Genomic DNA, 23,347 nt, shown 5'->3' on the forward strand with positions numbered 1-23,347 from the left:
TTAAGAAATAGCGCCGGGGAAAAATATTTAAACATTTATTCACCTTTTCGCTACTTATTGTTTGAAATCACGGGGACGCACCGTATAATTTGACCGCTTTTTGCTGCTTGACTCTGAGCCCTAAAGGACGTTTTATACGACACGCGACATACCTCGAAGTGAGCAGGAGTAAAAACGTGATGTCTGTGTCGCTCTTGAGTCGAAACGTTGCTCGTAAGCTTCTGTTCATTCAGTTTCTGGCGGTGATAGCAAGTGGATTGCTGTTCTGCCTCAAAGACCCCTTCTGGGGCATCTCTGCGGTAAGCGGAGGTTTGGCAGTCGTTTTGCCGAATATGTTGTTTATGATTTTTGCCTGGCGTCATCAGGCGCATACACCTGCCAAAGGCCGCATGGCCTGGTCCTTCGCTCTGGGCGAAGTGTGTAAGGTGTTGCTGACCTTTGCTCTACTGGTGATGGCGCTGGCGGTTTTTAAAGTGGTATTTCTGCCGCTGATAGTGACGTGGGTTTTGGTGCTGGTGGTACAAGTTCTGGCGCCAGCTGTAATCAATAACAAAGGGTAAAAGGCATCATGGCTTCAGAAAATATGACGCCGCAGGATTACATAGGACACCATCTGAATAACCTTCAGCTGGACCTGCGTACATTCTCGCTGGTGGATCCGCATAACCCCCCAGCCACCTTCTGGACGATCAATATCGACTCCATGTTCTTCTCGGTGGCACTGGGTCTGTTGTTCCTGGCCATTTTCCGCGGCGTTGCGAAACGTGCAACCAGCGGCGTTCCAGGGAAATTCCAGACCTTCATCGAAATGATCATTGGCTTCGTCCATGGCAGCGTCAAAGACATGTACCACGGCAAGAGCAAGGTGATTGCACCGCTGGCGCTGACCGTCTTTGTGTGGGTCTTCCTGATGAACCTGATGGACCTGCTGCCGATCGACCTGCTGCCGTTTATCGGCGAGCATATCTTCGGTCTGCCTGCCCTGCGTGTGGTGCCGTCTGCTGACGTGAACATCACCCTGTCCATGGCACTGGGCGTATTCATCCTGATTCTTTTCTACAGCATCAAAATGAAAGGTGTAGGCGGCTTCGTGAAAGAGCTTACCTTGCAGCCGTTCAACCACTGGGCGTTTATTCCGATCAACCTGATCCTGGAAGGCGTTAGCCTGCTGTCCAAACCGATTTCTCTCGGTCTGCGACTGTTCGGCAACATGTATGCGGGTGAGCTGATTTTCATTCTGATCGCGGGTCTTCTGCCGTGGTGGTCACAGTGGATTCTGAATGTGCCTTGGGCCATTTTCCACATCCTGATCATTACGCTGCAAGCCTTTATCTTCATGGTTCTGACGATCGTCTATCTGTCGATGGCATCTGAAGAGCACTGATTCTTTACCAACACTACTACGTTTTAACTGAAACAAACTGGAGACTGTCATGGAAAACCTGAATATGGATCTGCTGTACATGGCTGCCGCTGTGATGATGGGTCTGGCGGCTATCGGTGCTGCGATCGGTATCGGCATCCTCGGGGGCAAATTCCTGGAAGGCGCAGCGCGTCAACCGGATCTGATTCCTCTGCTGCGTACTCAGTTCTTTATTGTTATGGGTCTGGTGGATGCTATCCCGATGATCGCTGTAGGTCTGGGTCTGTACGTGATGTTTGCTGTCGCGTAGTAAGTAGATTTAAACCCTAAGCCACAGTTGTAAATTTAAAGAGGTATTGTGCTGTGAACATGAACGCAACAATCCTCGGCCAGGCCATCGCGTTTGTTATCTTTGTCTGGTTCTGCATGAAGTACGTATGGCCGCCTTTAATGGCAGCCATCGAAAAACGTCAGAAAGAAATTTCTGACGGACTGGCTTCTGCAGAACGCGCTAAGAAAGATTTGGACCTTGCACAGGCCAACGCGACCGACCAGCTGAAAAAAGCGAAAGCGGAAGCCCAGGTAATCATCGAGCAGGCGAACAAACGTCGTTCTCAGATCCTGGACGAAGCGAAAGCTGAAGCAGAACAGGAACGTACTAAAATCGTGACGCAAGCGCAGGCAGAAATTGATGCCGAGCGTAAACGTGCTCGCGAAGAGCTGCGTAAGCAGGTCGCGATTCTGGCTGTTGCTGGCGCCGAGAAGATCATCGAACGTTCCGTGGATGAAGCTGCTAACAGCGACATCGTGGACAAACTTGTCGCTGAACTGTAAGGAGGGAGGGGCTGATGTCTGAATTTGTTACGGTAGCTCGCCCCTACGCCAAAGCAGCTTTTGACTTTGCTATCGAACACCAAAATGTCGATCGCTGGCAGAACATGCTGGCGTTTGCCGCTGAGGTAACGAAAAACGAACACATGGCCGAGATGCTTTCAGGTGCACTGGCACCAGAAACCCTCGCCAGTTCGTTCATCGCCATTTGCGGTGAGCAGTTAGACACTAACGGTCAGAACCTGATTCGGGTAATGGCAGAAAATGGTCGTCTGAAAGCGCTCCCGGATGTTCTTGAGCAGTTCGAGCACTTACGTGCCCTCAGTGAAGCCACCGTTGAAGTTCAGGTAACTTCTGCGTCTGAGCTGAGTAACGAACAGCTTGCGAAAATCACCGCCGCGATGGAAAAACGTCTGTCACGCAAAGTGAAGCTGAATTGCAATATCGATAAGTCTGTAATGGCGGGCGTAATCATCCGAGCGGGTGATATGGTCATTGATGGCAGCGTACGCGGCCGTCTTGAGCGCCTTGCAGACGTCTTGCAGTCTTAAGGGGACTGGAGCATGCAACTGAATTCCACCGAAATCAGCGAACTGATCAAGCAGCGCATTGCTCAGTTCAGTGTTGTGAGTGAAGCTCACAACGAAGGTACTATTGTTTCTGTAAGCGACGGTGTTATCCGCATCCACGGCCTGGCCGATTGTATGCAGGGTGAAATGATCTCCCTGCCGGGTAACCGTTACGCTATCGCACTGAACCTGGAGCGCGACTCCGTAGGTGCAGTTGTGATGGGTCCTTACGCTGACCTCGCCGAAGGCATGAAGGTTAAGTGTACTGGCCGTATTCTTGAAGTTCCAGTTGGCCGTGGCCTGCTGGGTCGCGTGGTGAACACCCTGGGTGCGCCAATCGACGGTAAAGGTCCGGTTGATAACGATGGCTTCTCGCCAATCGAAGTTATCGCCCCGGGCGTAATCGACCGTCAGTCCGTCGACCAGCCGGTGCAGACCGGTTATAAATCCGTTGATGCGATGATCCCAATCGGCCGTGGCCAGCGTGAGCTGATCATCGGTGACCGTCAGACCGGTAAAACCGCGATGGCAATCGATGCGATCATCAACCAGCGCGATTCCGGCATCAAATGTGTGTACGTGGCTATCGGCCAGAAAGCGTCCACCATTTCCAACGTGGTTCGTAAACTGGAAGAGCACGGCGCGCTGGCTAACACCATCGTTGTTGTGGCTACCGCTTCTGAATCTGCTGCACTGCAATACCTGGCACCGTATGCCGGTTGCGCAATGGGCGAATACTTCCGTGACCGCGGTGAAGATGCTCTGATCGTTTATGATGACCTGTCCAAACAGGCCGTTGCATACCGTCAGGTTTCCCTGCTGCTCCGTCGTCCACCAGGACGTGAAGCATTCCCGGGCGACGTATTCTATCTGCACTCCCGTCTGCTGGAGCGTGCATCCCGCGTTAACGCGGAATACGTTGAGAACTTCACTAAAGGTGAAGTGAAAGGCCAGACCGGTTCTCTGACCGCACTGCCAATCATCGAAACCCAGGCGGGTGACGTTTCTGCGTTCGTTCCGACCAACGTAATCTCCATTACCGATGGTCAGATCTTCCTGGAAACCAACCTGTTTAACTCCGGTATTCGTCCGGCAGTTAACCCGGGTATCTCCGTATCCCGTGTGGGTGGTGCAGCGCAGACCAAGATCATCAAGAAACTGTCCGGTGGTATCCGTACCGCGCTGGCACAGTATCGTGAACTGGCAGCGTTCTCCCAGTTTGCATCCGATCTTGACGATGCAACCCGTAAACAGCTTGACCACGGTCAGAAAGTGACCGAACTGCTGAAACAGAAACAGTATGCCCCTATGTCAGTCGCACAGCAGGGCTTGGTACTGTTCGCAGCAGAACGTGGTTATCTGGGGGATGTAGAACTGGCGAAAATCGGTAGCTTCGAAGCCGCACTGCTGGCTTTCGCTGACCGTGACCACGCTCCGCTGATGCAAGAGATTAACCAGTCCGGTGGCTATAACGACGAAATCGAAGGCAAGCTGAAGAGCCTGCTCGATTCCTTCAAAGCAACCCAGTCCTGGTAACGTCTGGCGGTCTGTCTTAGGGCAGACCGCAAGGCATTGAGGAGAAGCTCATGGCCGGCGCAAAAGAGATACGTAGTAAGATCGCAAGCGTCCAGAACACGCAAAAGATCACTAAAGCGATGGAAATGGTCGCCGCGTCCAAAATGCGTAAATCGCAGGAACGCATGGCGGCCAGCCGTCCTTATGCAGATACCATGCGCAAAGTGATTGGTCACCTTGCGAGCGGTAATCTGGAATATAAGCATCCTTACCTGGAAGAACGCGACGTTAAGCGCGTGGGCTACCTGGTGGTGTCGACCGACCGTGGTTTGTGCGGTGGCTTGAACATTAACCTGTTCAAAAAGCTGCTGGCGGATATGAAAGTCTGGTCTGATAAAGGCGTTCAGAGCGAAATCGCGATGATCGGCTCTAAAGGCGTCTCTTTCTTTAATTCCGTAGGTGGCAATATTGTCGCCCAGGTGACCGGTATGGGTGATAACCCGTCCCTGTCCGAACTGATCGGCCCGGTAAAAGTGATGTTGCAGGCCTTTGATGAAGGCCGTCTGGACAGGTTGTACGTTGTAAACAACAAATTTATTAACACCATGTCTCAGGTTCCGACCCTCACGCAACTGCTGCCGTTACCGGCATCAGATGATGCTGAGTTGAAGCATAAATCCTGGGATTACCTGTATGAACCCGATCCGAAACCGCTGCTGGATACCCTGCTGCGTCGTTACGTTGAATCCCAGGTTTATCAGGGTGTGGTAGAAAACCTGGCCAGCGAGCAGGCCGCACGTATGGTGGCGATGAAAGCCGCGACCGACAATGGCGGCAGCCTGATTAAAGAGCTGCAGTTGGTATACAACAAAGCTCGTCAGGCCAGCATTACTCAGGAACTCACCGAGATCGTCGGTGGTGCATCCGCGGTATAACCAGGTTAATTCGTAGAGGATTCAAGATGGCTACTGGAAAAATTGTCCAGGTAATCGGCGCCGTGGTTGACGTCGAATTCCCTCAGGATGCCGTACCGCGCGTGTACGATGCTCTTGAGGTTCAGAATGGTAATGAGCAGCTGGTGCTGGAAGTTCAGCAGCAGCTCGGTGGTGGTATCGTGCGTACCATCGCCATGGGTTCTTCCGACGGTCTGCGTCGTGGTCTGGATGTAAAAGATCTCGAGCACCCAATCGAAGTACCAGTAGGTAAAGCAACCCTGGGTCGTATCATGAACGTCCTGGGTCAGCCGATCGACATGAAAGGCGATATCGGCGAAGAAGAGCGTTGGGCTATTCACCGTTCAGCACCTTCCTATGAAGAGCTGTCCAGCTCTCAGGAACTGCTGGAAACCGGCATCAAAGTTATCGACCTGATGTGTCCGTTCGCGAAGGGCGGTAAAGTCGGTCTGTTCGGCGGTGCGGGTGTGGGTAAAACCGTAAACATGATGGAGCTGATCCGTAACATCGCGATCGAGCACTCCGGTTACTCCGTGTTTGCAGGCGTGGGTGAGCGTACTCGTGAGGGTAACGACTTCTACCACGAAATGACCGACTCCAACGTTCTGGACAAAGTATCCCTGGTTTACGGCCAGATGAACGAGCCACCAGGAAACCGTCTGCGCGTTGCGCTGACCGGCCTGACCATGGCTGAGAAGTTCCGTGACGAAGGTCGTGACGTACTGCTGTTCGTTGACAACATCTACCGTTACACCCTGGCCGGTACGGAAGTATCCGCACTGCTGGGTCGTATGCCATCAGCGGTAGGCTACCAGCCGACCCTGGCGGAAGAGATGGGTGTTCTGCAGGAACGTATCACCTCTACCAAAACCGGTTCTATCACCTCCGTTCAGGCGGTATACGTACCTGCGGATGACTTGACTGACCCATCACCAGCCACCACCTTTGCTCACTTAGATGCAACCGTGGTACTGAGCCGTCAGATCGCGTCTCTGGGTATCTACCCGGCCGTTGACCCGCTGGACTCCACCAGCCGTCAGCTGGATCCACTGGTTGTTGGTCAGGAACACTACGACACCGCGCGTGGCGTACAGTCCCTGCTGCAGCGTTATCAGGAACTGAAAGACATCATCGCCATCCTGGGTATGGATGAACTGTCTGAAGAAGACAAACTGGTGGTAGCACGCGCACGTAAGATCCAGCGCTTCCTCTCCCAGCCGTTCTTCGTAGCAGAAGTATTTACCGGTTCTCCGGGCAAATACGTTGCGCTGAAAGACACCATCCGTGGCTTTAAAGGCATCATGGAAGGCGAATACGATCACCTGCCGGAGCAGGCGTTCTATATGGTGGGTTCCATCGACGAAGCCGTGGAAAAAGCCAAAAAACTTTAACGCCTTAATCGGAGGGTGATATGGCAATGACTTACCACCTGGACGTCGTCAGCGCAGAGCAACAAATGTTCTCTGGTCTGGTCGAGAAAATCCAGGTAACGGGTAGTGAAGGTGAACTGGGTATCTTCCCGGGTCACGCACCACTGCTCACCGCCATTAAGCCTGGTATGATCCGCATCGTTAAACAGTTCGGTCATGAAGAGTTTATCTATCTGTCCGGGGGCATGATTGAAGTGCAACCTGGCAGCGTGACCGTACTGGCTGATACCGCAATTCGTGGCCAGGATCTCGACGAAGCGCGAGCTCTGGAAGCGAAGCGTAAAGCAGAAGAGCACATCAAGAGCTCTCATGGCGACGTGGATTACGCTCAGGCGTCTGCAGAGCTGGCCAAAGCGATCGCGAAACTGCGCGTTATCGAGTTGACCAAAAAAGCGATGTAACACCGGCTTGAAAGTACGAAAGCCAGTCTGGTCTCCAGGCTGGCTTTTTTTATGGTTTCGTTTCATTAAATCTGAAATCAAAACGATGTTTTATTATTTTGTGATTTAGCTCACAAAATGATTGATCGGCAAAATGTTGAGGAGTAGACTCCGTTTTGTGATGTATGTCACATAACTGAACTTCAAAAACATCAGGATGCCATCATGAAAACCATCAACAAAATCATCGCCCTTTTCAGCAACATGAACGTCTCTTTCGGTACGTTCAATCTGTAATTGCTGACCTGCCGGGCGGCGCCACGCTTACCGTTGTGTGATAAGCGAAGCGCCTCCCTGGTTATTGGGTCTGCACCTGCGTTTTATCAAACTCCTTCCCGTCACTGTTCACGCTTTTACCCTTCACGATAAAGTAGTTCGTGTTATCGATGGTTCCCACGACCGCATCATCATATTCACCGGGCTGATTCCGGATCGACAGGTTGCCGGTAAACGTCCCCTGGGTTGTGACGTCTCCGTACGGGCTCGGGCGGAAGATGTAGTTAAATCGCTGGTTATCCACCGCCAGGTTGTTCTCCACTACCAGCTTGCCCGGGTTAAAGTTATCGGTGAAACCGTCCAGATGGTTGCCGGTGGCTTTACTGTTGCGGATTTGATGCGCCACAGGCTGCCCTTCCCCGCCGAGCTTGAAGCCGTTACTGGTATTGTTGCTGGCAACCGAGTTCTCGATCACCACCACACCGTTGGCGCCATCTTCAATCTTGTTGAACAGGTCGAAACCGTCATCGATATTGTCGTGGGCATAGCATTTCTCCAGCCGGTTGCCGTCGCCTACCCGCATCTTCACTGCGAAGCCATCGGCGTTAATCTTACCGGGATCTTCGTTGGCCCAGGATTCAGAATCCACCACCCGGTTATAGCTTGCCCATAACGGACGACCAATCTTCTCAGGAGAGGAGATCTGGATCCCGGTATCGTCATTACGGTACGCCCTGACGCGCTCGATCAGGTTATGGCTACCCTGAACGCGCAGGCTTTTCTCCGTGACGTCGATACCCTGGATATGCCAGTAGCTGGCGTCGAGCAGCAGACCGCGGATCACCACTTCACCTTCAGCCTGAAGCGTTTTGAGCTTGTCGCGGCTGCCACTGGCCGAGAGCGGGATCTCGCTTCGCGGATAATCGCCGCTTTTCAGCACCAGCTTACCGCCGGGGGCCAGCAGCGCGATGGCGGTGGCGAGATCCAGCGGCGCATCGACTGTACCTTTCGCCTCCGCTTTGCCGTCCGGGGCGGCATACAGAAGCGCCGTGTCCCTGTCTGCGACGCGTTCCACGGTGAGCTGCTGGTTCACCGGTGTGCCCTGAGACGGGGTAAAGGCCACCGTAAAGGTGCTGGTCTGCTCAAGACGGGCGGGCAGGGTGTACATCTCCCCCGCTTTTACCGTTTTCTCATTACCGATCACCACTTCGTTTTGCCGGACGCTGAATACTCCGTCTTCATTGGCGCGCGCCTGCAGCAGATAATTCCCGGAAGCGCTGACGTTCCCGGAAGCCAGTTGCACCATGACCGGCAGCGGCTCTGCCTGCCACGGCGGCGAAGATACGGTATGGGCGGGGCTGGTGGTCAGCGAGGCGTTGGTCACCGTGATTTTGGCATTCCGGGAGGCGAAGAAGCCGACGTAGTAGCGATCCGGGTTTTGCACCGAAATCAGATCCGCGCGCGGCACGCTCTTGCTCACCCAGCTGTCGCTGTCCAGCGGGGCCCAGGCGGTAATAAAGCCATCGTCCGTGCGCTGAAGTTTGAGGCGAAACGCCGGGGTCTGGCTCAGGTTCACCTCTTCTTTATAACTCTGTTTTTTAATGGCCGCCCCGGCATCCCCCCATGGATGGCTGATCCCCTCCCGGGTGATGGCCTGCATTTTCACCCGCTGATGATCTTTTTTATCCTGGGTCATAATGGCGTTCATCACCAGGTTTGATGCCGCAGGGAACTCTTCATAACCGGTTTTCAGCGGCGCCTGACGTGGGTTACCGAGGACATCCCGCACCAGCAGCCCGGCGCCTTCCTGCGCGGCAGGTTTTGCGCCATTCTCCGGTCCAAACTGATCCACCCGGATGTTGGCCTGCAGGACGAAGTTCTCGCTCGCCGGCAGTTCGGTATAGAAGAAAGTTAGCCCGTCGTGGGAGTTGGCAATTTTGCCGCCACGGCTCTCCACCGTGATCGCTTTTGTCAGGTCGGCGCTCTCCTGCGGCGTGAGCTTTTTCCCGTCGATAGTGACATCATTGACGCCAATTTTTTCGGGCAGCACGTTGGAAGAAAAATTCACATCCGTGGATTGCCCAAACGCAATGGCTTTCCAGACATGGGGCTGTTCGGCGGCCGTTGCGGAAAAAGCGCTACACATCATCAGGGCCAGAGGTATTTTAGACTTCATCTTATTCTCCTGAATAATAATTGAGCGCCATTATCATCAGAATAAAACGGTGTTTCTTTTTTGTATGTCACATATTTCAATAATTAAAACAGTGTTTTGCTTATTGATGGCTTTATTCATGAAGCGAAAGAATCGCTAACATGTTGTGCGGGCTGGAGACTTCTCTAAAGGGCGCTATATTCCATAAGCAAAGTCCTCTATTCTGCTGTAAAAAGAACCTTTAAACAGCCCGGGACCGGCGAGGTTGTGCGTTTTACCGCCTCTCCATTTTATGGCGCAAAATATGTAGAATTTTCAACGCCAAAGGGTTTTACTTTCACTCAAATTACAGTCAGGACGTGTATGTTGAACAATGCTATGAGCGTGGTCATTCTTGCCGCAGGCAAAGGCACCCGCATGTATTCCGATCTTCCAAAAGTGCTGCACACCCTGGCAGGGAAAGCGATGGTGCAGCATGTCATTGATGCCGCTAATGAAATGGGCGCGAGCCAGGTTCACCTGGTCTATGGCCACGGTGGCGATCTGCTGAAGCAGACGCTGCATGACGACAAGCTCAACTGGGTACTGCAGGCAGAACAGCTGGGTACCGGACATGCCATGCAGCAGGCGGCGCCGTTCTTCTCTGACGACGAAGACATCCTGATGCTCTACGGCGACGTGCCGTTGATCTCCGTAGAGACGCTGGCCCGCCTGCGTGCTGCGAAACCGCAGGGCGGGATTGGTCTGCTGACCGTCAAGCTGGACGATCCTTCCGGCTATGGCCGCATCACCCGTGAAAACGGCAAAGTGACGGGCATTGTCGAGCACAAAGATGCCACCGATGCACAGCGTGAAATCCAGGAAATTAACACCGGGATTCTGATCGCCAATGGCGCAGACATGAAGCGCTGGCTGTCGCAGCTGAACAACAACAATGCGCAGGGCGAATTCTACATCACCGATATCATCGCGATGGCGTATCAGGAAGGGCGTGAGATTGCCGCCGTTCATCCGGCGCGCATCAGCGAAACGGACGGCGTGAATAACCGCCTCCAGCTCTCCCGCCTGGAGCGTATCTATCAGTCCGAGCAGGCAGAAAAGCTGCTGCTGGCGGGCGTGATGCTGCGCGATCCGTCACGTTTCGATCTGCGTGGGGTGCTCAATCACGGGCGCGACGTCGAGATCGATACTAACGTTATTCTGGAAGGCAACGTAACGCTGGGTAACCGCGTCAAAATTGGCACCGGTTGCGTGATTAAAAACAGCGTGATTGGCGACGACTGTGAAATCAGCCCTTACAGCGTGGTGGAAGATGCCCACCTGGAAGCCGCCTGCACCATCGGGCCGTTCGCCCGTCTGCGTCCGGGTGCTGAACTGCTGGAAGGTGCCCACGTCGGCAACTTCGTCGAAATGAAAAAAGCGCGTCTGGGCAAGGGCTCAAAAGCCGGGCATCTGACCTATCTGGGCGATGCTGAGATCGGCGACAACGTGAATATTGGTGCCGGGACCATCACCTGCAACTACGACGGCGCGAACAAGTTCAAAACCATTATTGGCGATGACGTGTTTGTCGGATCCGATTCGCAGCTGGTGGCACCTGTCACCATCGGCAAAGGCGTCACCATTGCCGCAGGCACGACCGTGACGCGCGATGTGGCCGAAAACGAGCTGGTGATCAGCCGCGTGCCGCAGGTGCAGAAGCAGGGCTGGAAACGCCCGGTGAAGAAGAAGTAACCGATTTATCCCTCGCCCCTTTGGGGAGAGGTCCGGGTTGAGGGGATAACATAATCCCCCGCCCAAAGGCAGTCTCTAAAAATATAACCCCACTCTCTACAAGGCTCGGGGCGCCCAAAAAGGGCACATACAGGTCAGCGACAACGCAGGCGAAAGCCTCTATTCGGAATCTAAAACTATGTGTGGAATTGTTGGCGCAGTCGCGCAGCGTGATATTGCTGAAATCCTTCTCGAAGGGTTACGTCGTCTGGAATACCGTGGTTACGACTCTGCCGGTCTGGCAGTGGTCGATGCAGAAGGGCACATGACCCGTCTGCGTCGCCTCGGTAAAGTAAACATGCTGTCGCAGGCCGCGGAAGAAACTCCGCTGCACGGCGGCACAGGCATTGCCCATACCCGTTGGGCGACCCACGGTGAACCTTCTGAAGGCAACGCGCACCCGCATGTCTCTGAACACATTGTGGTGGTGCATAACGGCATCATCGAAAACCACGAGCCGCTGCGCGAAGCGCTGACTGAACGCGGGTATACCTTCGTGTCAGAAACCGACACCGAAGTGATCGCTCACCTGGTTCACTGGGAGCTGGAGCAGGGCGGTACGCTGCGTGAAGCCGTACTGCGTGCCATCCCTCAGCTGCGCGGCGCCTACGGCACGGTGATCATGGACAGCCGCGATCCATCCACCCTGCTGGCCGCCCGTTCGGGCAGCCCGATGGTGATTGGTCTGGGAATGGGCGAGAACTTTATCGCTTCCGATCAGCTGGCGCTGCTGCCGGTGACCCGTCGCTTTATCTTCATGGAAGAGGGCGATATTGCCGAAGTGACCCGCCGCGACGTGAAACTGTTTGATAAATCTGGTGCGCCGGTGAAGCGTCAGGATATCGAATCCAGCCTGCAGTACGACGCGGGTGACAAAGGTGCTTACCGTCACTACATGCAGAAAGAGATCTACGAGCAGCCAAACGCCATCAAAAACACCCTGACCGGGCGCATCAGCCACGGCGAGGTGGATCTGAGCGAGCTGGGGGCTAACGCCAACGAGATGCTGGCTAACGTCGAGCATATTCAGATCGTGGCCTGCGGCACCTCCTACAACTCCGGTATGGTCTCCCGCTACTGGTTTGAAGCCCTGGCCGGTGTGCCATGCGACGTCGAAATCGCCTCTGAATTCCGCTATCGCAAATCGGCCGTGCGCCGTAACAGCCTGATGATCACCCTGTCGCAGTCCGGTGAAACCGCCGACACCCTGGCGGCGCTGCGTCTGTCCAAAGAGCTGGGTTACCTCGGTTCGCTGGCGATCTGTAACGTGCCGGGCTCCTCGCTGGTGCGTGAATCCGATCTGGCGCTGATGACCAACGCCGGCACCGAAATCGGCGTGGCCTCAACCAAAGCGTTCACCACTCAGCTGACGGTCCTGCTGATGCTGGTGGCGAAACTGGCCCGTCTGAAAGGGGCGGATGCCTCTGTTGAGCATGACATCGTGCACGGCCTGCAGGCGCTGCCGAGCCGCATTGAGCAGATGCTCTCTCAGGACAAACGTATTGAAGCCCTGGCGGAAGCTTTCTCTGACAAACATCACGCCCTGTTCCTTGGCCGTGGCGATCAGTACCCGATCGCGCTGGAAGGCGCGCTGAAGCTGAAAGAGATCTCCTACATCCATGCGGAAGCTTACGCTGCAGGCGAGCTGAAACACGGCCCGCTGGCGCTGATCGATGCGGATATGCCGGTGATCGTGGTGGCACCTAACAACGAACTGCTGGAAAAACTGAAATCCAACATCGAAGAAGTCCGTGCTCGCGGCGGTGTTCTGTTTGTCTTCGCAGATAAAGATGCCGGTTTCGTCAGCAGCGACAACATGCACATCATCGAGATGCCGCATGTGGAAGAGGTGATCGCGCCAATCTTCTATACCGTACCGCTGCAGCTGCTGGCGTATCACGTCGCGCTGATTAAAGGCACCGACGTTGACCAGCCGCGTAACCTGGCGAAGTCCGTTACCGTAGAATAATCCCTCCAGCTCCACCTTCGGGTGGAGCTTTTTTTATCCGCGTTTTTAAATGACAAACTGTCATATTCAGCTATTTTTTTCAGTGTCACAGAAAGAAAATTTTTCTGAAATCATAGTGTCATAAAATATATCAACTATCTGATAATAAACAATTATTCTTATTTTCTTTAAGCGAAATTGTGACTGTCATAAAACTGTCATAATTCGTACATTTCTCTGTCACCTGTTTGTCCTATTTTGCTCATCGTAGCCACTAAACAACGATTTACGAAAATCTTGCAGGAGACATTATGAAAGTTATGCGTACCACTGTCGCAACTGTTGTCGCCGCGACCTTATCGATGAGCGCGTTCTCTGTATTCGCAGAGGCAAGCCTGACTGGCGCTGGTGCAACCTTCCCTGCGCCGGTGTATGCCAAATGGGCTGATACCTACCAGAAAGAGACTGGTAACAAGGTGAACTACCAGGGTATCGGCTCCTCCGGTGGCGTTAAACAAATTACCGCAAATACCGTTGATTTCGGTGCATCTGATGCGCCGCTGTCGGATGAAAAACTGACGCAGGAAGGCCTGTTCCAGTTCCCGACCGTTATCGGTGGTGTTGTGCTGGCCGTGAATATCCCTGGCCTGAAGTCCGGCGAGCTGGTGCTGGATGGCAAAACCCTGGGCGATATCTATCTCGGCAAAATCAAAAAATGGGATGACGAAGCCATCACCAAACTGAACCCGGGCGTGAAACTGCCTTCGCAGAACATCGCTGTGGTTCGTCGTGCTGACGGCTCCGGTACCTCCTTCGTCTTCACCAGCTACCTGGCGAAAGTGAACGAAGAGTGGAAATCCAAAGTGGGTTCCGGCTCTACCGTGAACTGGCCGACCGGCCTGGGCGGTAAAGGTAACGACGGTATCGCGGCCTTCGTACAGCGTCTGCCTGGCTCAATCGGCTATGTAGAATATGCTTACGCCAAGCAGAACAACCTGGCGTACACCAAGCTGATTTCTGCTGATGGCAAACCGGTTAGCCCGACCGAAGAGAACTTTGCTAATGCTGCCAAAGGCGCTGACTGGAGCAAATCCTTCGCACAGGATCTGACCAACCAGAAAGGTGACGAAGCCTGGCCAATTACCTCTACCACCTTCATCCTGGTCCACAAAGATCAGAAGAAGCCAGAGCAGGGCGCTGAAGTGCTGAAGTTCTTCGACTGGGCATACAAAAATGGCGGCAAACAGGCTAATGACCTGGATTACGCCAGCCTGCCGGACAGCGTGGTTGAGCAGATTCGTGCTGCATGGAAAACCAACGTGAAAGACAGCAGTGGTAAAGCGCTGTACTAACAGGATATTTTTGACGAAGATGGCGGGTGGCGTGAGCTTACCCGCTAACTTTCGTGAAACGTCTCAAACAGAAGAGTAATTTATGGCTGCAACCAAGCCTGCATTTAACCCTCCGGGTAAAAAAGGTGACATGATTTTCAGCGCGCTGGTAAGACTGGCTGCGCTGATTGTGCTATTGCTGCTGGGCGGCATTATCGTGTCTCTGATTTTCTCCTCGTGGCCGAGCATCCAGAAATTTGGTTTCTCCTTCCTGTGGACCAAAGAGTGGGATGCCCCGAACGATATCTACGGTGCGCTGGTGCCGATCTACGGCACGCTGGTGACCTCCTTTATCGCCCTGCTGATTGCCGTGCCGGTGAGCTTCGGTATCGCCCTGTTCCTGACGGAACTGGCGCCGAGCTGGCTGAAGCGTCCGCTGGGTATTGCCATTGAGCTGCTGGCGGCAATCCCGAGTATCGTTTACGGCATGTGGGGCCTGTTTATCTTTGCCCCGCTGTTCGCGACATACTTCCAGGAGCCGGTGGGCAACGTCCTGTCGAATATTCCGTTTGTCGGCGCGCTCTTCTCCGGTCCGGCGTTCGGTATCGGGATCCTGGCCGCAGGCGTCATCCTCGCTATCATGATTATTCCGTACATCGCGGCGGTGATGCGCGATGTCTTCGAACAGACCCCGGTGATGATGAAAGAGTCGGCCTACGGCATCGGCTGCACCACCTGGGAGGTTATCTGGCGCATCGTCCTGCCATTTACCAAAAATGGGGTGATTGGCGGTGTAATGCTGGGTCTGGGTCGTGCGTTGGGTGAAACCATGGCCGTGACCTTTATCATCGGTAACACCTACCAGCTCGACAGCGCCTCCCTCTACATGCCGGGCAACAGCATCACCTCGGCGCTGGCTAACGAATTCGCTGAAGCGGAGTCGGGCCTGCACGTTGCCGCGCTGATGGAACTGGGCTTAATTCTGTTTGTTATTACCTTCATCGTTCTGGCGATCTCCAAAGTGATGATCATGCGCCTGGCGAAAAATGAGGGGGCACGCTAATGGCAACGCTTGAAATGCAAAACACCGTGGAGCTGGCGGAATCACGCCGCAAAATGCAGGCGAAGCGCCGCATGAAGAACCGCCTCGCGTTGACGCTCTCGATGGCGACGATGGCCTTTGGTCTGTTCTGGCTGATCTGGATCCTGTTTTCCACGGTAACGCGCGGTATCGACGGCATGTCGCTGGCGCTGTTTACCGAGATGACCCCGCCGCCAAATACGGCGGGCGGTGGTCTGGCGAACGCCCTGGCGGGCAGCGGCCTGCTGATCCTCTGGGCGACCGTGTTTGGTACGCCGCTCGGCATCATGGCGGGGATCTATCTGGCGGAGTACGGCCGTAAATCCTGGATTGCGGAAGTGATCCGCTTCATCAACGACATTCTGCTCTCTGCCCCGTCGATTGTGGTCGGTCTGTTCGTCTACACCATCGTGGTGGCGCAGATGGAGCACTTCTCCGGCTGGGCTGGGGTGATTGCGCTGGCGCTGCTGCAGGTGCCGATCGTCATCCGTACCACCGAGAACATGCTGAAACTGGTGCCGGACAGCCTGCGTGAAGCGGCCTACGCGCTGGGCACGCCGAAGTGGAAGATGATTTCTGCCATCACCCTGAAGGCGTCTATCTCCGGGATCCTGACCGGCGTCCTGCTGGCCGTGGCCCGTATTGCCGGTGAAACCGCACCGCTGCTCTTTACCGCCCTCTCCAACCAGTTCTGGAGCACGGACATGATGCAGCCGATCGCCAACCTGCCGGTCACCATCTTTAAATTTGCGATGAGCCCGTTTGCCGAATGGCAGTCACTGGCCTGGGCCGGGGTACTGATTATTACCCTGTGCGTACTGTTACTGAACATTCTGGCGCGCGTTATTTTCGCGAAGAAGAAACACGGTTAATTATTGACGGCGTGGCACGCTGCGGCGCCGGATGAGGAAATGAGTCAATGAGTATGGTCGATACTGCCCCGGGGATCCTTTCGGTTCGTGATCTGAACTTCTACTACGGCAAGTTCCATGCCCTGAAAAACATCAACCTGGATATTGCTAAAAACCAGGTCACGGCATTTATCGGTCCGTCGGGCTGTGGAAAATCCACGCTGCTGCGTACCTTTAACAAAATGTATTCACTCTATCCGGAGCAGCGCGCCGAAGGCGAGATCCTGCTTGATGGCGATAACATCCTGACCAATACCCAGGATATCGCCCTGCTGCGTGCCAAAGTGGGCATGGTGTTCCAGAAACCAACGCCGTTCCCGATGTCCATTTATGACAATATCGCCTTTGGCGTGCGCCTGTTTGAGAAGCTCTCCCGTGCCGATATGGACGAGCGCGTGCAGTGGGCCTTGACCAAGGCCGCATTATGGAACGAAACCAAAGATAAACTTCACCAGAGCGGATACTCTCTCTCCGGTGGTCAGCAGCAGCGTCTGTGCATTGCGCGTGGTATCGCCATTCGCCCGGAAGTGTTATTGCTGGATGAACCGTGCTCAGCGCTGGATCCGATCTCTACCGGCCGTATCGAAGAGCTGATCACTGAGTTAAAACAGGATTACACCGTAGTGATCGTCACCCACAACATGCAGCAGGCCGCGCGTTGTTCAGACCACACGGCGTTTATGTACCTGGGCGAGTTGATTGAGTTCAGCAACACGGACGATCTGTTCACCAAGCCCGCGAAGAAACAAACAGAAGACTACATCACCGGACGCTACGGCTGATTCAGGAGGGCGCAATGGATAATCTCAATCTTAATAAACACATTTCCGGCCAGTTCAACGCAGAGCTGGAAAGCATCCGCACCCAGGTGATGACCATGGGCGGAATGGTCGAGCAGCAGCTTTCTGACGCGATCACCGCGATGCATAACCAGGACAGCGAGCTGGCGAAGCGCGTGGTGGAAGGCGATAAACACGTTAACATGATGGAAGTGGCGATCGACGAAGCCTGTGTGCGCATCATCGCCAAGCGTCAGCCGACGGCGAGCGACCTGCGTCTGGTGATGGCGATCATCAAAACCATCGCCGAGCTGGAACGTATTGGCGACGTAGCGGACAAAATCTGCCGCACCGCGCTGGAGAAGTTCTCTCATCAGCACCAGCCGCTGCTGGTGAGCCTGGAGTCGCTGGGGCGCCACACCGTGCAGATGCTGCACGACGTGCTGGATGCCTTTGCGCGTATGGATCTGGATGAAGCGGTGCGTATTTACCGTGAAGACAAGAAGGTCGACCAGGAGTACGAAGGCATTGTGCGTCAGCTGATGACCTACATGATGGAAGATACGCGCACCATCCCAAGCGTTCTGACCGCCCTGTTCTGCGCCCGCTCTATTGAACGTATCGGTGACCGTTGCCAGAACATCTGCGAATACATCTTCTACTTCGTGAAGGGCCAGGATTTCCGTCACGTTGGCGGGGATGAGCTGGACAAAATGCTCGCGGGTAGCGATCCAAAAGAGTAATTTTTCTCTGACGCCAGCTTTGCTGGCGTTATATTTAAATATCAAACTATTTTCTCTGCGAATAACTCACCGTATCGCTGCGTAATAATATTGCCGTCAGTCACACTTCACTCTTTTCCCGGTTGTTTTCTTTTCTCTTCTACCCTAAAACATCCCGTTATTAAAGTGAGCAACTGAAACACCTTAATACGCTAATAACGTTATTAAGCAAAACTGGATTGTTACCGCTATTACGCGGGCAAAACCTGAAAGTGATTATCTCCTTACGGAGGTTAATCGCTTTCAGGTTTTTTTATTTTAAAAGATAAATTAACAGGGACTAATATTATGTTCAGGAGAACCCTTATTACCTCGGCTATTTTAATGATGGCACCTCTCGGTCATGCCGGGTCTGCGTCATTAACGGTAGAGCAGCGCCTCGAATTGCTGGAAAAGGCGTTAAAAGAGACCCAAGCAGAGCTCCAGCAGTATAAGGATAAGGAGATCGTCAAAACCCAGGCCGCCACCCCGGCGAAAAAACCAGCTGCCGTGCTGGTCAAAACGGGGGAGGCCACTACCGGGGAGGTTTATTCCTCCGTCACCATGAAAGACTTTAGTAAATTCGTGAAGGATGAAATTGGCTTTAGCTATAACGGCTATTTCCGCTCCGGCTGGGGCACGGCATCCCATGGTGCGCCGAAATCCTGGGCAATTGGATCCCTCGGACGATTCGGCAACGAATATTCTGGCTGGTTCGATTTGCAGCTTAAGCAGCGGGTCTACAACGAAGGCAATAAACGCGTCGATGCCATTGTGATGCTGGATGGCAACGTGGGCCAGCAGTACTCCACCGGCTGGTTTGGCGATAACGCGGGCGGGGAGAACTATCTGCAGTTCTCCGATATGTACGTCACCACCCAGGGCTTCCTGCCGTTTGCCCCGGAGGCGGATTTCTGGGTCGGGAAGCACGGCGCGCCAAAAATCGAAATCCAGATGCTGGACTGGAAAACCCAACGCACGGATGCCGCTGCGGGCGTCGGGCTGGAAAACTGGAAAGTGGGGCCCGGCAAGGTGGATATTGCGCTGGTGCGTGAAGATGTGGACGACTATGACCGTCAGCTCAAAAACAAGCAGCAGCTGAATACCAACACCATCGACCTGCGTTATAAAGCGCTGCCGGTGTGGGATAAGGCCTCGCTGATGCTCAGCGGGCGCTATGTCGCGGCCAACCAAAGCTCAAGCGAGAAGTATAACCAGGACAACAACGGCTATTATCCGTGGAAAGACACCTGGATGGTGGGCACCACCTTAACGCAAAAACTGGATGGCGGTGGATTCAACGAGTTTTCCGTCCTGCTGGCAAATAACTCCATTGCCAGCAGCTTCTCGCGCTATGCCGGCTCCAGCCCGTTTACCACCTCCAACGGGCGCTATTATGGCGATCATACCAACGGGACGGCGGTGCGCGTGACCTCGCAGGGAGAGATGTATCTGCGGGATGACGTGATCATGGCCAGCGCGCTGGTCTACTCTTTCGGGAATGACGTTTACAGCTATGAAACCGGGGCCCATTCCGATTTCGAATCCATCCGCGCGGTTGTGCGCCCGGCGTATATCTGGGATCAATATAATCAGACCGGCGTTGAGTTGGGTTATTTCAGACAGCAAAATACCGATCTGACCGGCAATAAATATTATGAGTCAGGCTATAAAACCACGCTGTTCCATACCTTCAAGGTCAATACCAGTATGTTGACCTCCCGCCCGGAATTACGTTTTTATGGAACCTATATTAAAGCGGACGAGACGGAATTAGATAATTTCACTTTCGAAGACCAAAAAAAGGATCAGTTTGCCATTGGCGCGCAGGCTGAAATCTGGTGGTAACCGGATCGCATATAAGGACACTATTAATGAAACGAATGAATACCGCGTTATCCGTTATTACACTCTGTTTATCTCTCGGACATCCGGCGTTCGCGGCAGATCTCCCCGCCGCTCCGGATCCCGCTCACCCGCTGAGCCAGTATGTCACGCAGGTGAATGCCGACAATACGGTGACGTATCGCTACTTCGCTCCGGCAGCGAAAAGCGTATCGGTGGTGGTGGGGGTCCCGACCCCGGAAAACATCCATCCGATGACCAAAGACGCCTCAGGTCTCTGGAGCTGGCGAGGTCCGGTGATGCAGCCCAATCTGTATGAATATTTCTTCAACGTCGACGGTGTGCGCAGCATTGATACCGGCACGGCGATAACCAAGCCGCAGCGGCAGGTGAACACCAGCATGGTGCTGGTGCCGGGCAGTCTTCTGGATATTAACCCGGTTCCGCACGGGGATCTGATTACCCTGACCTATCATTCGGCTGCGCTGAAATCGGAGCGTCAGCTATTCGTCTGGACGCCGCCGGGCTACAACGGACAGGGAAAACCGCTGCCGGTGCTCTATTTCTATCATGGCTTTGGTGATACCGGGCGTTCGGCTATCGATCAGGGGCGTATCGCGCAGATCATGGATAACCTGCTCGCGGCCGGAAAAATTGCGCCGATGCTGGTGGTGGTGCCGGATACGGAAACCGATGCCGCGGGCATCGTTCCTGAAACCTTCGTGCCTAACGAGCGACGTAAGGACTTCTATCCGTTGAATGCCCAGGCTGCCGACCGGGAGCTAATGAACGACATCATTCCGCTGGTAAGCCAGCGGTTTAACGTGCGTGACGATGCCGAAGGACGGGCGCTGGCGGGGCTGTCGCAGGGCGGCTATCAGGCGCTGGTCTCCGGGATGAACCATCTTGAACGCTTTGGCTGGCTGGCTACCTTTAGCGGCGTTACCACTACTACGGTGCCGGATGCGGGCGTCAGCGCGCGGCTCAACGATCCGCAGGCCATCAATAAACAGCTACGCAATTTCACCGTCGTGGTGGGCGAGAAAGATGCAGTGACAGGCAAGGATATCGCCGGGTTGAAGCAGGAGCTTGAGCAACGCCAGATCAAATTCGATTATCACGAATATCCGGGCCTGAACCATGAGATGGATGTCTGGCGACCGGCCTATGCGGAATTCGTCCAGAAGCTGTTTAAATAGCAAAAAGCCGTAAAGCGAGTCGCTTTACGGCTTATCCGTTTTAGCGGGTAAGGTGCCAGCCGCGCGCTTTCCACATTTCCGGCAACTGGGCCAGATCGGTAAAGGTGGTCACCTTCGGATGGTCGAGCGGCGGGTTGTGCGGATCGGCGCAGAAGTAAAACACCTCCATGCCCGCGGCGATCCCCGCCTGCGCGCCTGCGCTGGAGTCATCCACCAGGACGCAGTTCTCCACGTTGACGTTCATCGCTTTCGCGGCATGGAACATCATGGCCGGATCGGGTTTCCAGCGCTGAATATCGTAGCCGCTGAACAGTTTTTCCGGGAAATGGTGCAGCATCTGTAGCTTGCCAAGGGAGTGCTGCATTTTGCTTACCGGACCGTTAGAGACCACGCACATCGGCACCGCCATTGAATCCAGCAAGGCGCTGGCCCCGGCGATCGTCTCCAGTTCGGAGTCGAAGAGGCGTGCGACCTCGGCGCGGTAAACAGGCTCCAGATCCGCTTTCGCGAGGCTGACGCCGTGTTCGGCGTTAATAATGTCGATGATTTCGTAGAGCTTCACGCCTTTAAAGCGTTTGAACGTCTCTTCGAGATCGAGCATGATACCAAATTCCTGGAACATGGTGACATACGCCCGGGAACAGATGACCTCACTGTCGACCAGCGTACCGTCGCAGTCGAAAAATACCGCTTCAATCTGAGACATGCATTTCCCTTTCTTAACAAGTTTAACGTTTACGTGCTGCATTACGTTGAGACGCAATCGTTGCCGTATAAGCAAATTCAATGAAAAAAAGTGCCCCTCAACCGCCCCTATTGTCGCATTTTGGTATAGGATAGCGACGGATTTTCCCTCCTTGTTCGGAAATAGATGATGAGTCAACAACACACTACCCAGTCTTCTGGCGCGGGTTTGCTTGAGCGCGTGTTTAAACTGCGCGAACACGGCACGACGGCACGCACCGAAGTGATCGCCGGTTTCACCACCTTCCTGACGATGGTCTATATCGTTTTCGTGAACCCGCAAATTCTGGGCGTTGCTGGCATGGATACCAGCGCCGTCTTCGTTACGACCTGTTTGATCGCCGCCTTCGGCAGCATCCTGATGGGACTGTTCGCTAACCTGCCGGTTGCTCTGGCACCGGCGATGGGTCTTAACGCCTTCTTCGCCTTTGTGGTGGTTCAGGCGATGGGCCTGCCGTGGCAGGTGGGGATGGGCGCTATCTTCTGGGGCGCCGTCGGTCTGCTGATCCTGACCATTTTCCGCGTGCGTTACTGGATGATTGCCAATATTCCCGTCAGCCTGCGCGTGGGCATCACCAGCGGTATCGGCCTGTTCATCGGCATGATGGGGCTGAAAAACGCCGGTGTGATCGTGGCGAACCCGGAAACCCTGGTCAGCATCGGTAAACTGACTTCCCACAGCGTGCTGCTGGGCGTGCTGGGCTTCTTCATCATCGCGATTCTGGCCTCACGTAACATTCACGCGGCGGTGCTGGTCTCCATTATTGTGACCACCCTGCTGGGCTGGATGCTGGGCGATGTGCACTACAGCGGCATCGTCTCCGCGCCGCCGAGCGTCACTACCGTGATCGGCCATGTCGATCTGGCGGGCTCGCTGAACCTGGGTCTGGCCGGGGTGATCTTCTCCTTCATGCTGGTGAACCTGTTTGACTCCTCCGGGACGCTGATCGGCGTGACCGATAAAGCCGGGCTGGCGGACGAGAAGGGCAAATTCCCACGCATGAAGCAGGCGCTGTATGTGGACAGCATCTCTTCCGTAGCTGGCTCCTTTATCGGGACCTCGTCCGTAACGGCCTACATCGAATCCTCTTCCGGGGTCTCTGTGGGTGGCCGTACCGGTCTGACCGCTGTGGTGGTTGGCCTGCTGTTCCTGCTGGTGATCTTCCTGTCACCGCTGGCGGGCATGGTGCCACCGTATGCCGCCGCGGGCGCGCTGATCTACGTGGGCGTGCTGATGACCTCCAGCCTGTCGCGCGTGAAGTGGGACGATCTGACCGAAGCGGTTCCGGCATTTATTACCGCGGTGATGATGCCGTTCAGCTTCTCCATCACCGAAGGGATTGCGCTGGGCTTTATCTCTTACTGCGTGATGAAGGCGGGCACCGGACGCTGGCGTGAAATAAGCCCGTGCGTGATGGTCGTTGCGCTGCTGTTCGTGCTGAAGATTGCGTTTATTGATGCGTAACAAACAGCAAGCCCTTTTCTAAGAAAAGGGCTTTAGTG

At 54.5% G+C, this 23,347-nt stretch carries 21 protein-coding genes; 19 read left to right on the top strand and 2 right to left on the bottom strand.

The features are described from left to right. The first annotated feature begins 179 nt into the window (after positions 1 to 179). Genes atpI through SOM40_RS23355 form a run of 9 tightly spaced genes read left to right on the top strand, consistent with a single transcriptional unit; the run spans position 180 to position 7,062 of the window. On the top strand, positions 180 to 560 hold the full coding sequence (atpI, locus tag SOM40_RS23315) for a F0F1 ATP synthase subunit I (protein ID WP_166185005.1): 381 nt from the start codon (positions 180 to 182) through the stop codon (positions 558 to 560). An 8-nt stretch (positions 561 to 568) separates the two neighbouring features. Then, a complete protein-coding gene (gene atpB, locus SOM40_RS23320) occupies positions 569 to 1,384 on the top strand; it encodes a F0F1 ATP synthase subunit A (protein WP_106995536.1) in 816 nt (271 codons plus the stop codon). A gap of 49 nt (positions 1,385 to 1,433) precedes the next feature. Next, positions 1,434 to 1,673, top strand: a complete 240-nt coding sequence (gene atpE, locus SOM40_RS23325; RefSeq protein ID WP_000429386.1) for a F0F1 ATP synthase subunit C — start codon at positions 1,434 to 1,436, stop codon at positions 1,671 to 1,673. Positions 1,674 to 1,726: 53 nt separating this feature from the next. Next, the gene (gene atpF, locus SOM40_RS23330; protein WP_032615498.1) at positions 1,727 to 2,197 is read left to right on the top strand and encodes a F0F1 ATP synthase subunit B; all 471 of its coding nucleotides are present in this window, start codon (positions 1,727 to 1,729) and stop codon (positions 2,195 to 2,197) included. Between the two features lie 14 nt (positions 2,198 to 2,211). Next, positions 2,212 to 2,745 (top strand): F0F1 ATP synthase subunit delta, encoded by a 534-nt coding sequence (gene atpH / locus SOM40_RS23335; protein WP_106995537.1) that lies wholly within the window; start codon positions 2,212 to 2,214, stop codon positions 2,743 to 2,745. Between the two features lie 12 nt (positions 2,746 to 2,757). Then, the gene (gene atpA / locus SOM40_RS23340) at positions 2,758 to 4,299 is read left to right on the top strand and encodes a F0F1 ATP synthase subunit alpha (RefSeq protein WP_106995538.1); all 1,542 of its coding nucleotides are present in this window, start codon (positions 2,758 to 2,760) and stop codon (positions 4,297 to 4,299) included. Positions 4,300 to 4,349: 50 nt separating this feature from the next. Then, the gene (atpG, locus tag SOM40_RS23345; RefSeq protein WP_106995539.1) at positions 4,350 to 5,213 is read left to right on the top strand and encodes a F0F1 ATP synthase subunit gamma; all 864 of its coding nucleotides are present in this window, start codon (positions 4,350 to 4,352) and stop codon (positions 5,211 to 5,213) included. 26 nt (positions 5,214 to 5,239) lie between these two features. Continuing rightward, a complete protein-coding gene (atpD, locus tag SOM40_RS23350; protein ID WP_106995540.1) occupies positions 5,240 to 6,622 on the top strand; it encodes a F0F1 ATP synthase subunit beta in 1,383 nt (460 codons plus the stop codon). A 20-nt stretch (positions 6,623 to 6,642) separates the two neighbouring features. Next, positions 6,643 to 7,062 (top strand): F0F1 ATP synthase subunit epsilon, encoded by a 420-nt coding sequence (locus SOM40_RS23355; RefSeq protein ID WP_106995541.1) that lies wholly within the window; start codon positions 6,643 to 6,645, stop codon positions 7,060 to 7,062. A gap of 337 nt (positions 7,063 to 7,399) precedes the next feature. Here SOM40_RS23355 and SOM40_RS23360 read toward each other — a convergent pair whose 3' ends face one another. Further along, positions 7,400 to 9,493, bottom strand: a complete 2,094-nt coding sequence (locus tag SOM40_RS23360; protein WP_320530794.1) for a right-handed parallel beta-helix repeat-containing protein — start codon at positions 9,491 to 9,493, stop codon at positions 7,400 to 7,402. 342 nt (positions 9,494 to 9,835) lie between these two features. Between SOM40_RS23360 and glmU the strand changes: the two genes are divergently transcribed. The 9 genes from glmU (at position 9,836) to SOM40_RS23405 (ending at position 21,100) form a co-directional block, all read left to right on the top strand. Further along, positions 9,836 to 11,206 (top strand): bifunctional UDP-N-acetylglucosamine diphosphorylase/glucosamine-1-phosphate N-acetyltransferase GlmU, encoded by a 1,371-nt coding sequence (gene glmU / locus SOM40_RS23365; RefSeq protein WP_320530795.1) that lies wholly within the window; start codon positions 9,836 to 9,838, stop codon positions 11,204 to 11,206. Between the two features lie 178 nt (positions 11,207 to 11,384). Next, positions 11,385 to 13,214 (top strand): glutamine--fructose-6-phosphate transaminase (isomerizing), encoded by a 1,830-nt coding sequence (glmS, locus tag SOM40_RS23370; protein ID WP_262671154.1) that lies wholly within the window; start codon positions 11,385 to 11,387, stop codon positions 13,212 to 13,214. Positions 13,215 to 13,504: 290 nt separating this feature from the next. Next, the gene (pstS, locus tag SOM40_RS23375) at positions 13,505 to 14,545 is read left to right on the top strand and encodes a phosphate ABC transporter substrate-binding protein PstS (RefSeq protein ID WP_225759919.1); all 1,041 of its coding nucleotides are present in this window, start codon (positions 13,505 to 13,507) and stop codon (positions 14,543 to 14,545) included. An 82-nt stretch (positions 14,546 to 14,627) separates the two neighbouring features. Continuing rightward, positions 14,628 to 15,587 (top strand): phosphate ABC transporter permease PstC, encoded by a 960-nt coding sequence (gene pstC, locus SOM40_RS23380; RefSeq protein ID WP_312079157.1) that lies wholly within the window; start codon positions 14,628 to 14,630, stop codon positions 15,585 to 15,587. Then, positions 15,587 to 16,477 (top strand): phosphate ABC transporter permease PstA, encoded by an 891-nt coding sequence (pstA, locus tag SOM40_RS23385; RefSeq protein WP_106995547.1) that lies wholly within the window; start codon positions 15,587 to 15,589, stop codon positions 16,475 to 16,477. Before pstC ends, pstA begins: the two co-directional genes overlap by 1 nt. Positions 16,478 to 16,524: 47 nt before the next feature. Further along, positions 16,525 to 17,298 (top strand): phosphate ABC transporter ATP-binding protein PstB, encoded by a 774-nt coding sequence (gene pstB, locus SOM40_RS23390; RefSeq protein WP_106995548.1) that lies wholly within the window; start codon positions 16,525 to 16,527, stop codon positions 17,296 to 17,298. 14 nt (positions 17,299 to 17,312) lie between these two features. After that, a complete protein-coding gene (gene phoU, locus SOM40_RS23395) occupies positions 17,313 to 18,038 on the top strand; it encodes a phosphate signaling complex protein PhoU (RefSeq protein WP_106995549.1) in 726 nt (241 codons plus the stop codon). Positions 18,039 to 18,365: 327 nt separating this feature from the next. Then, the gene (locus tag SOM40_RS23400; protein WP_320530796.1) at positions 18,366 to 19,904 is read left to right on the top strand and encodes a carbohydrate porin; all 1,539 of its coding nucleotides are present in this window, start codon (positions 18,366 to 18,368) and stop codon (positions 19,902 to 19,904) included. Between the two features lie 26 nt (positions 19,905 to 19,930). Further along, positions 19,931 to 21,100 (top strand): esterase, encoded by a 1,170-nt coding sequence (locus tag SOM40_RS23405; protein ID WP_414672295.1) that lies wholly within the window; start codon positions 19,931 to 19,933, stop codon positions 21,098 to 21,100. Positions 21,101 to 21,140: 40 nt separating this feature from the next. Here SOM40_RS23405 and yieH read toward each other — a convergent pair whose 3' ends face one another. Further along, positions 21,141 to 21,806, bottom strand: a complete 666-nt coding sequence (gene yieH / locus SOM40_RS23410; RefSeq protein WP_320530797.1) for a 6-phosphogluconate phosphatase — start codon at positions 21,804 to 21,806, stop codon at positions 21,141 to 21,143. 168 nt (positions 21,807 to 21,974) lie between these two features. Between yieH and SOM40_RS23415 the strand changes: the two genes are divergently transcribed. Beyond that, complete coding sequence (locus SOM40_RS23415; protein ID WP_225759917.1) at positions 21,975 to 23,309, top strand: NCS2 family permease; 1,335 nt, start codon at positions 21,975 to 21,977, stop codon at positions 23,307 to 23,309. The last annotated feature ends 38 nt before the right edge of the window (positions 23,310 to 23,347 follow it).

The sequence above is a fragment of the Leclercia sp. CFBP8987 genome, assembly GCF_034044995.2.
GTDB lineage: Bacteria > Pseudomonadota > Gammaproteobacteria > Enterobacterales > Enterobacteriaceae > Enterobacter > Enterobacter tamurae.

Coding starts and splice junctions, on each gene's coding strand:
- pstB (WP_106995548.1), top strand. CDS start 16,525: ATGAGTATGGTCGATACTGCCCCGGGGATCCTTTCGGTTCGTGATCTG.
- atpE (WP_000429386.1), top strand. CDS start 1,434: ATGGAAAACCTGAATATGGATCTGCTGTACATGGCTGCCGCTGTGATG.
- atpB (WP_106995536.1), top strand. CDS start 569: ATGGCTTCAGAAAATATGACGCCGCAGGATTACATAGGACACCATCTG.
- phoU (WP_106995549.1), top strand. CDS start 17,313: ATGGATAATCTCAATCTTAATAAACACATTTCCGGCCAGTTCAACGCA.
- SOM40_RS23355 (WP_106995541.1), top strand. CDS start 6,643: ATGGCAATGACTTACCACCTGGACGTCGTCAGCGCAGAGCAACAAATG.
- SOM40_RS23400 (WP_320530796.1), top strand. CDS start 18,366: ATGTTCAGGAGAACCCTTATTACCTCGGCTATTTTAATGATGGCACCT.
- atpH (WP_106995537.1), top strand. CDS start 2,212: ATGTCTGAATTTGTTACGGTAGCTCGCCCCTACGCCAAAGCAGCTTTT.
- atpA (WP_106995538.1), top strand. CDS start 2,758: ATGCAACTGAATTCCACCGAAATCAGCGAACTGATCAAGCAGCGCATT.
- pstA (WP_106995547.1), top strand. CDS start 15,587: ATGGCAACGCTTGAAATGCAAAACACCGTGGAGCTGGCGGAATCACGC.
- atpI (WP_166185005.1), top strand. CDS start 180: ATGTCTGTGTCGCTCTTGAGTCGAAACGTTGCTCGTAAGCTTCTGTTC.
- glmS (WP_262671154.1), top strand. CDS start 11,385: ATGTGTGGAATTGTTGGCGCAGTCGCGCAGCGTGATATTGCTGAAATC.
- SOM40_RS23405 (WP_414672295.1), top strand. CDS start 19,931: ATGAAACGAATGAATACCGCGTTATCCGTTATTACACTCTGTTTATCT.
- atpG (WP_106995539.1), top strand. CDS start 4,350: ATGGCCGGCGCAAAAGAGATACGTAGTAAGATCGCAAGCGTCCAGAAC.
- pstC (WP_312079157.1), top strand. CDS start 14,628: ATGGCTGCAACCAAGCCTGCATTTAACCCTCCGGGTAAAAAAGGTGAC.
- SOM40_RS23360 (WP_320530794.1), bottom strand. CDS start 9,493: ATGAAGTCTAAAATACCTCTGGCCCTGATGATGTGTAGCGCTTTTTCC.
- pstS (WP_225759919.1), top strand. CDS start 13,505: ATGAAAGTTATGCGTACCACTGTCGCAACTGTTGTCGCCGCGACCTTA.
- SOM40_RS23415 (WP_225759917.1), top strand. CDS start 21,975: ATGAGTCAACAACACACTACCCAGTCTTCTGGCGCGGGTTTGCTTGAG.
- yieH (WP_320530797.1), bottom strand. CDS start 21,806: ATGTCTCAGATTGAAGCGGTATTTTTCGACTGCGACGGTACGCTGGTC.
- glmU (WP_320530795.1), top strand. CDS start 9,836: ATGTTGAACAATGCTATGAGCGTGGTCATTCTTGCCGCAGGCAAAGGC.
- atpD (WP_106995540.1), top strand. CDS start 5,240: ATGGCTACTGGAAAAATTGTCCAGGTAATCGGCGCCGTGGTTGACGTC.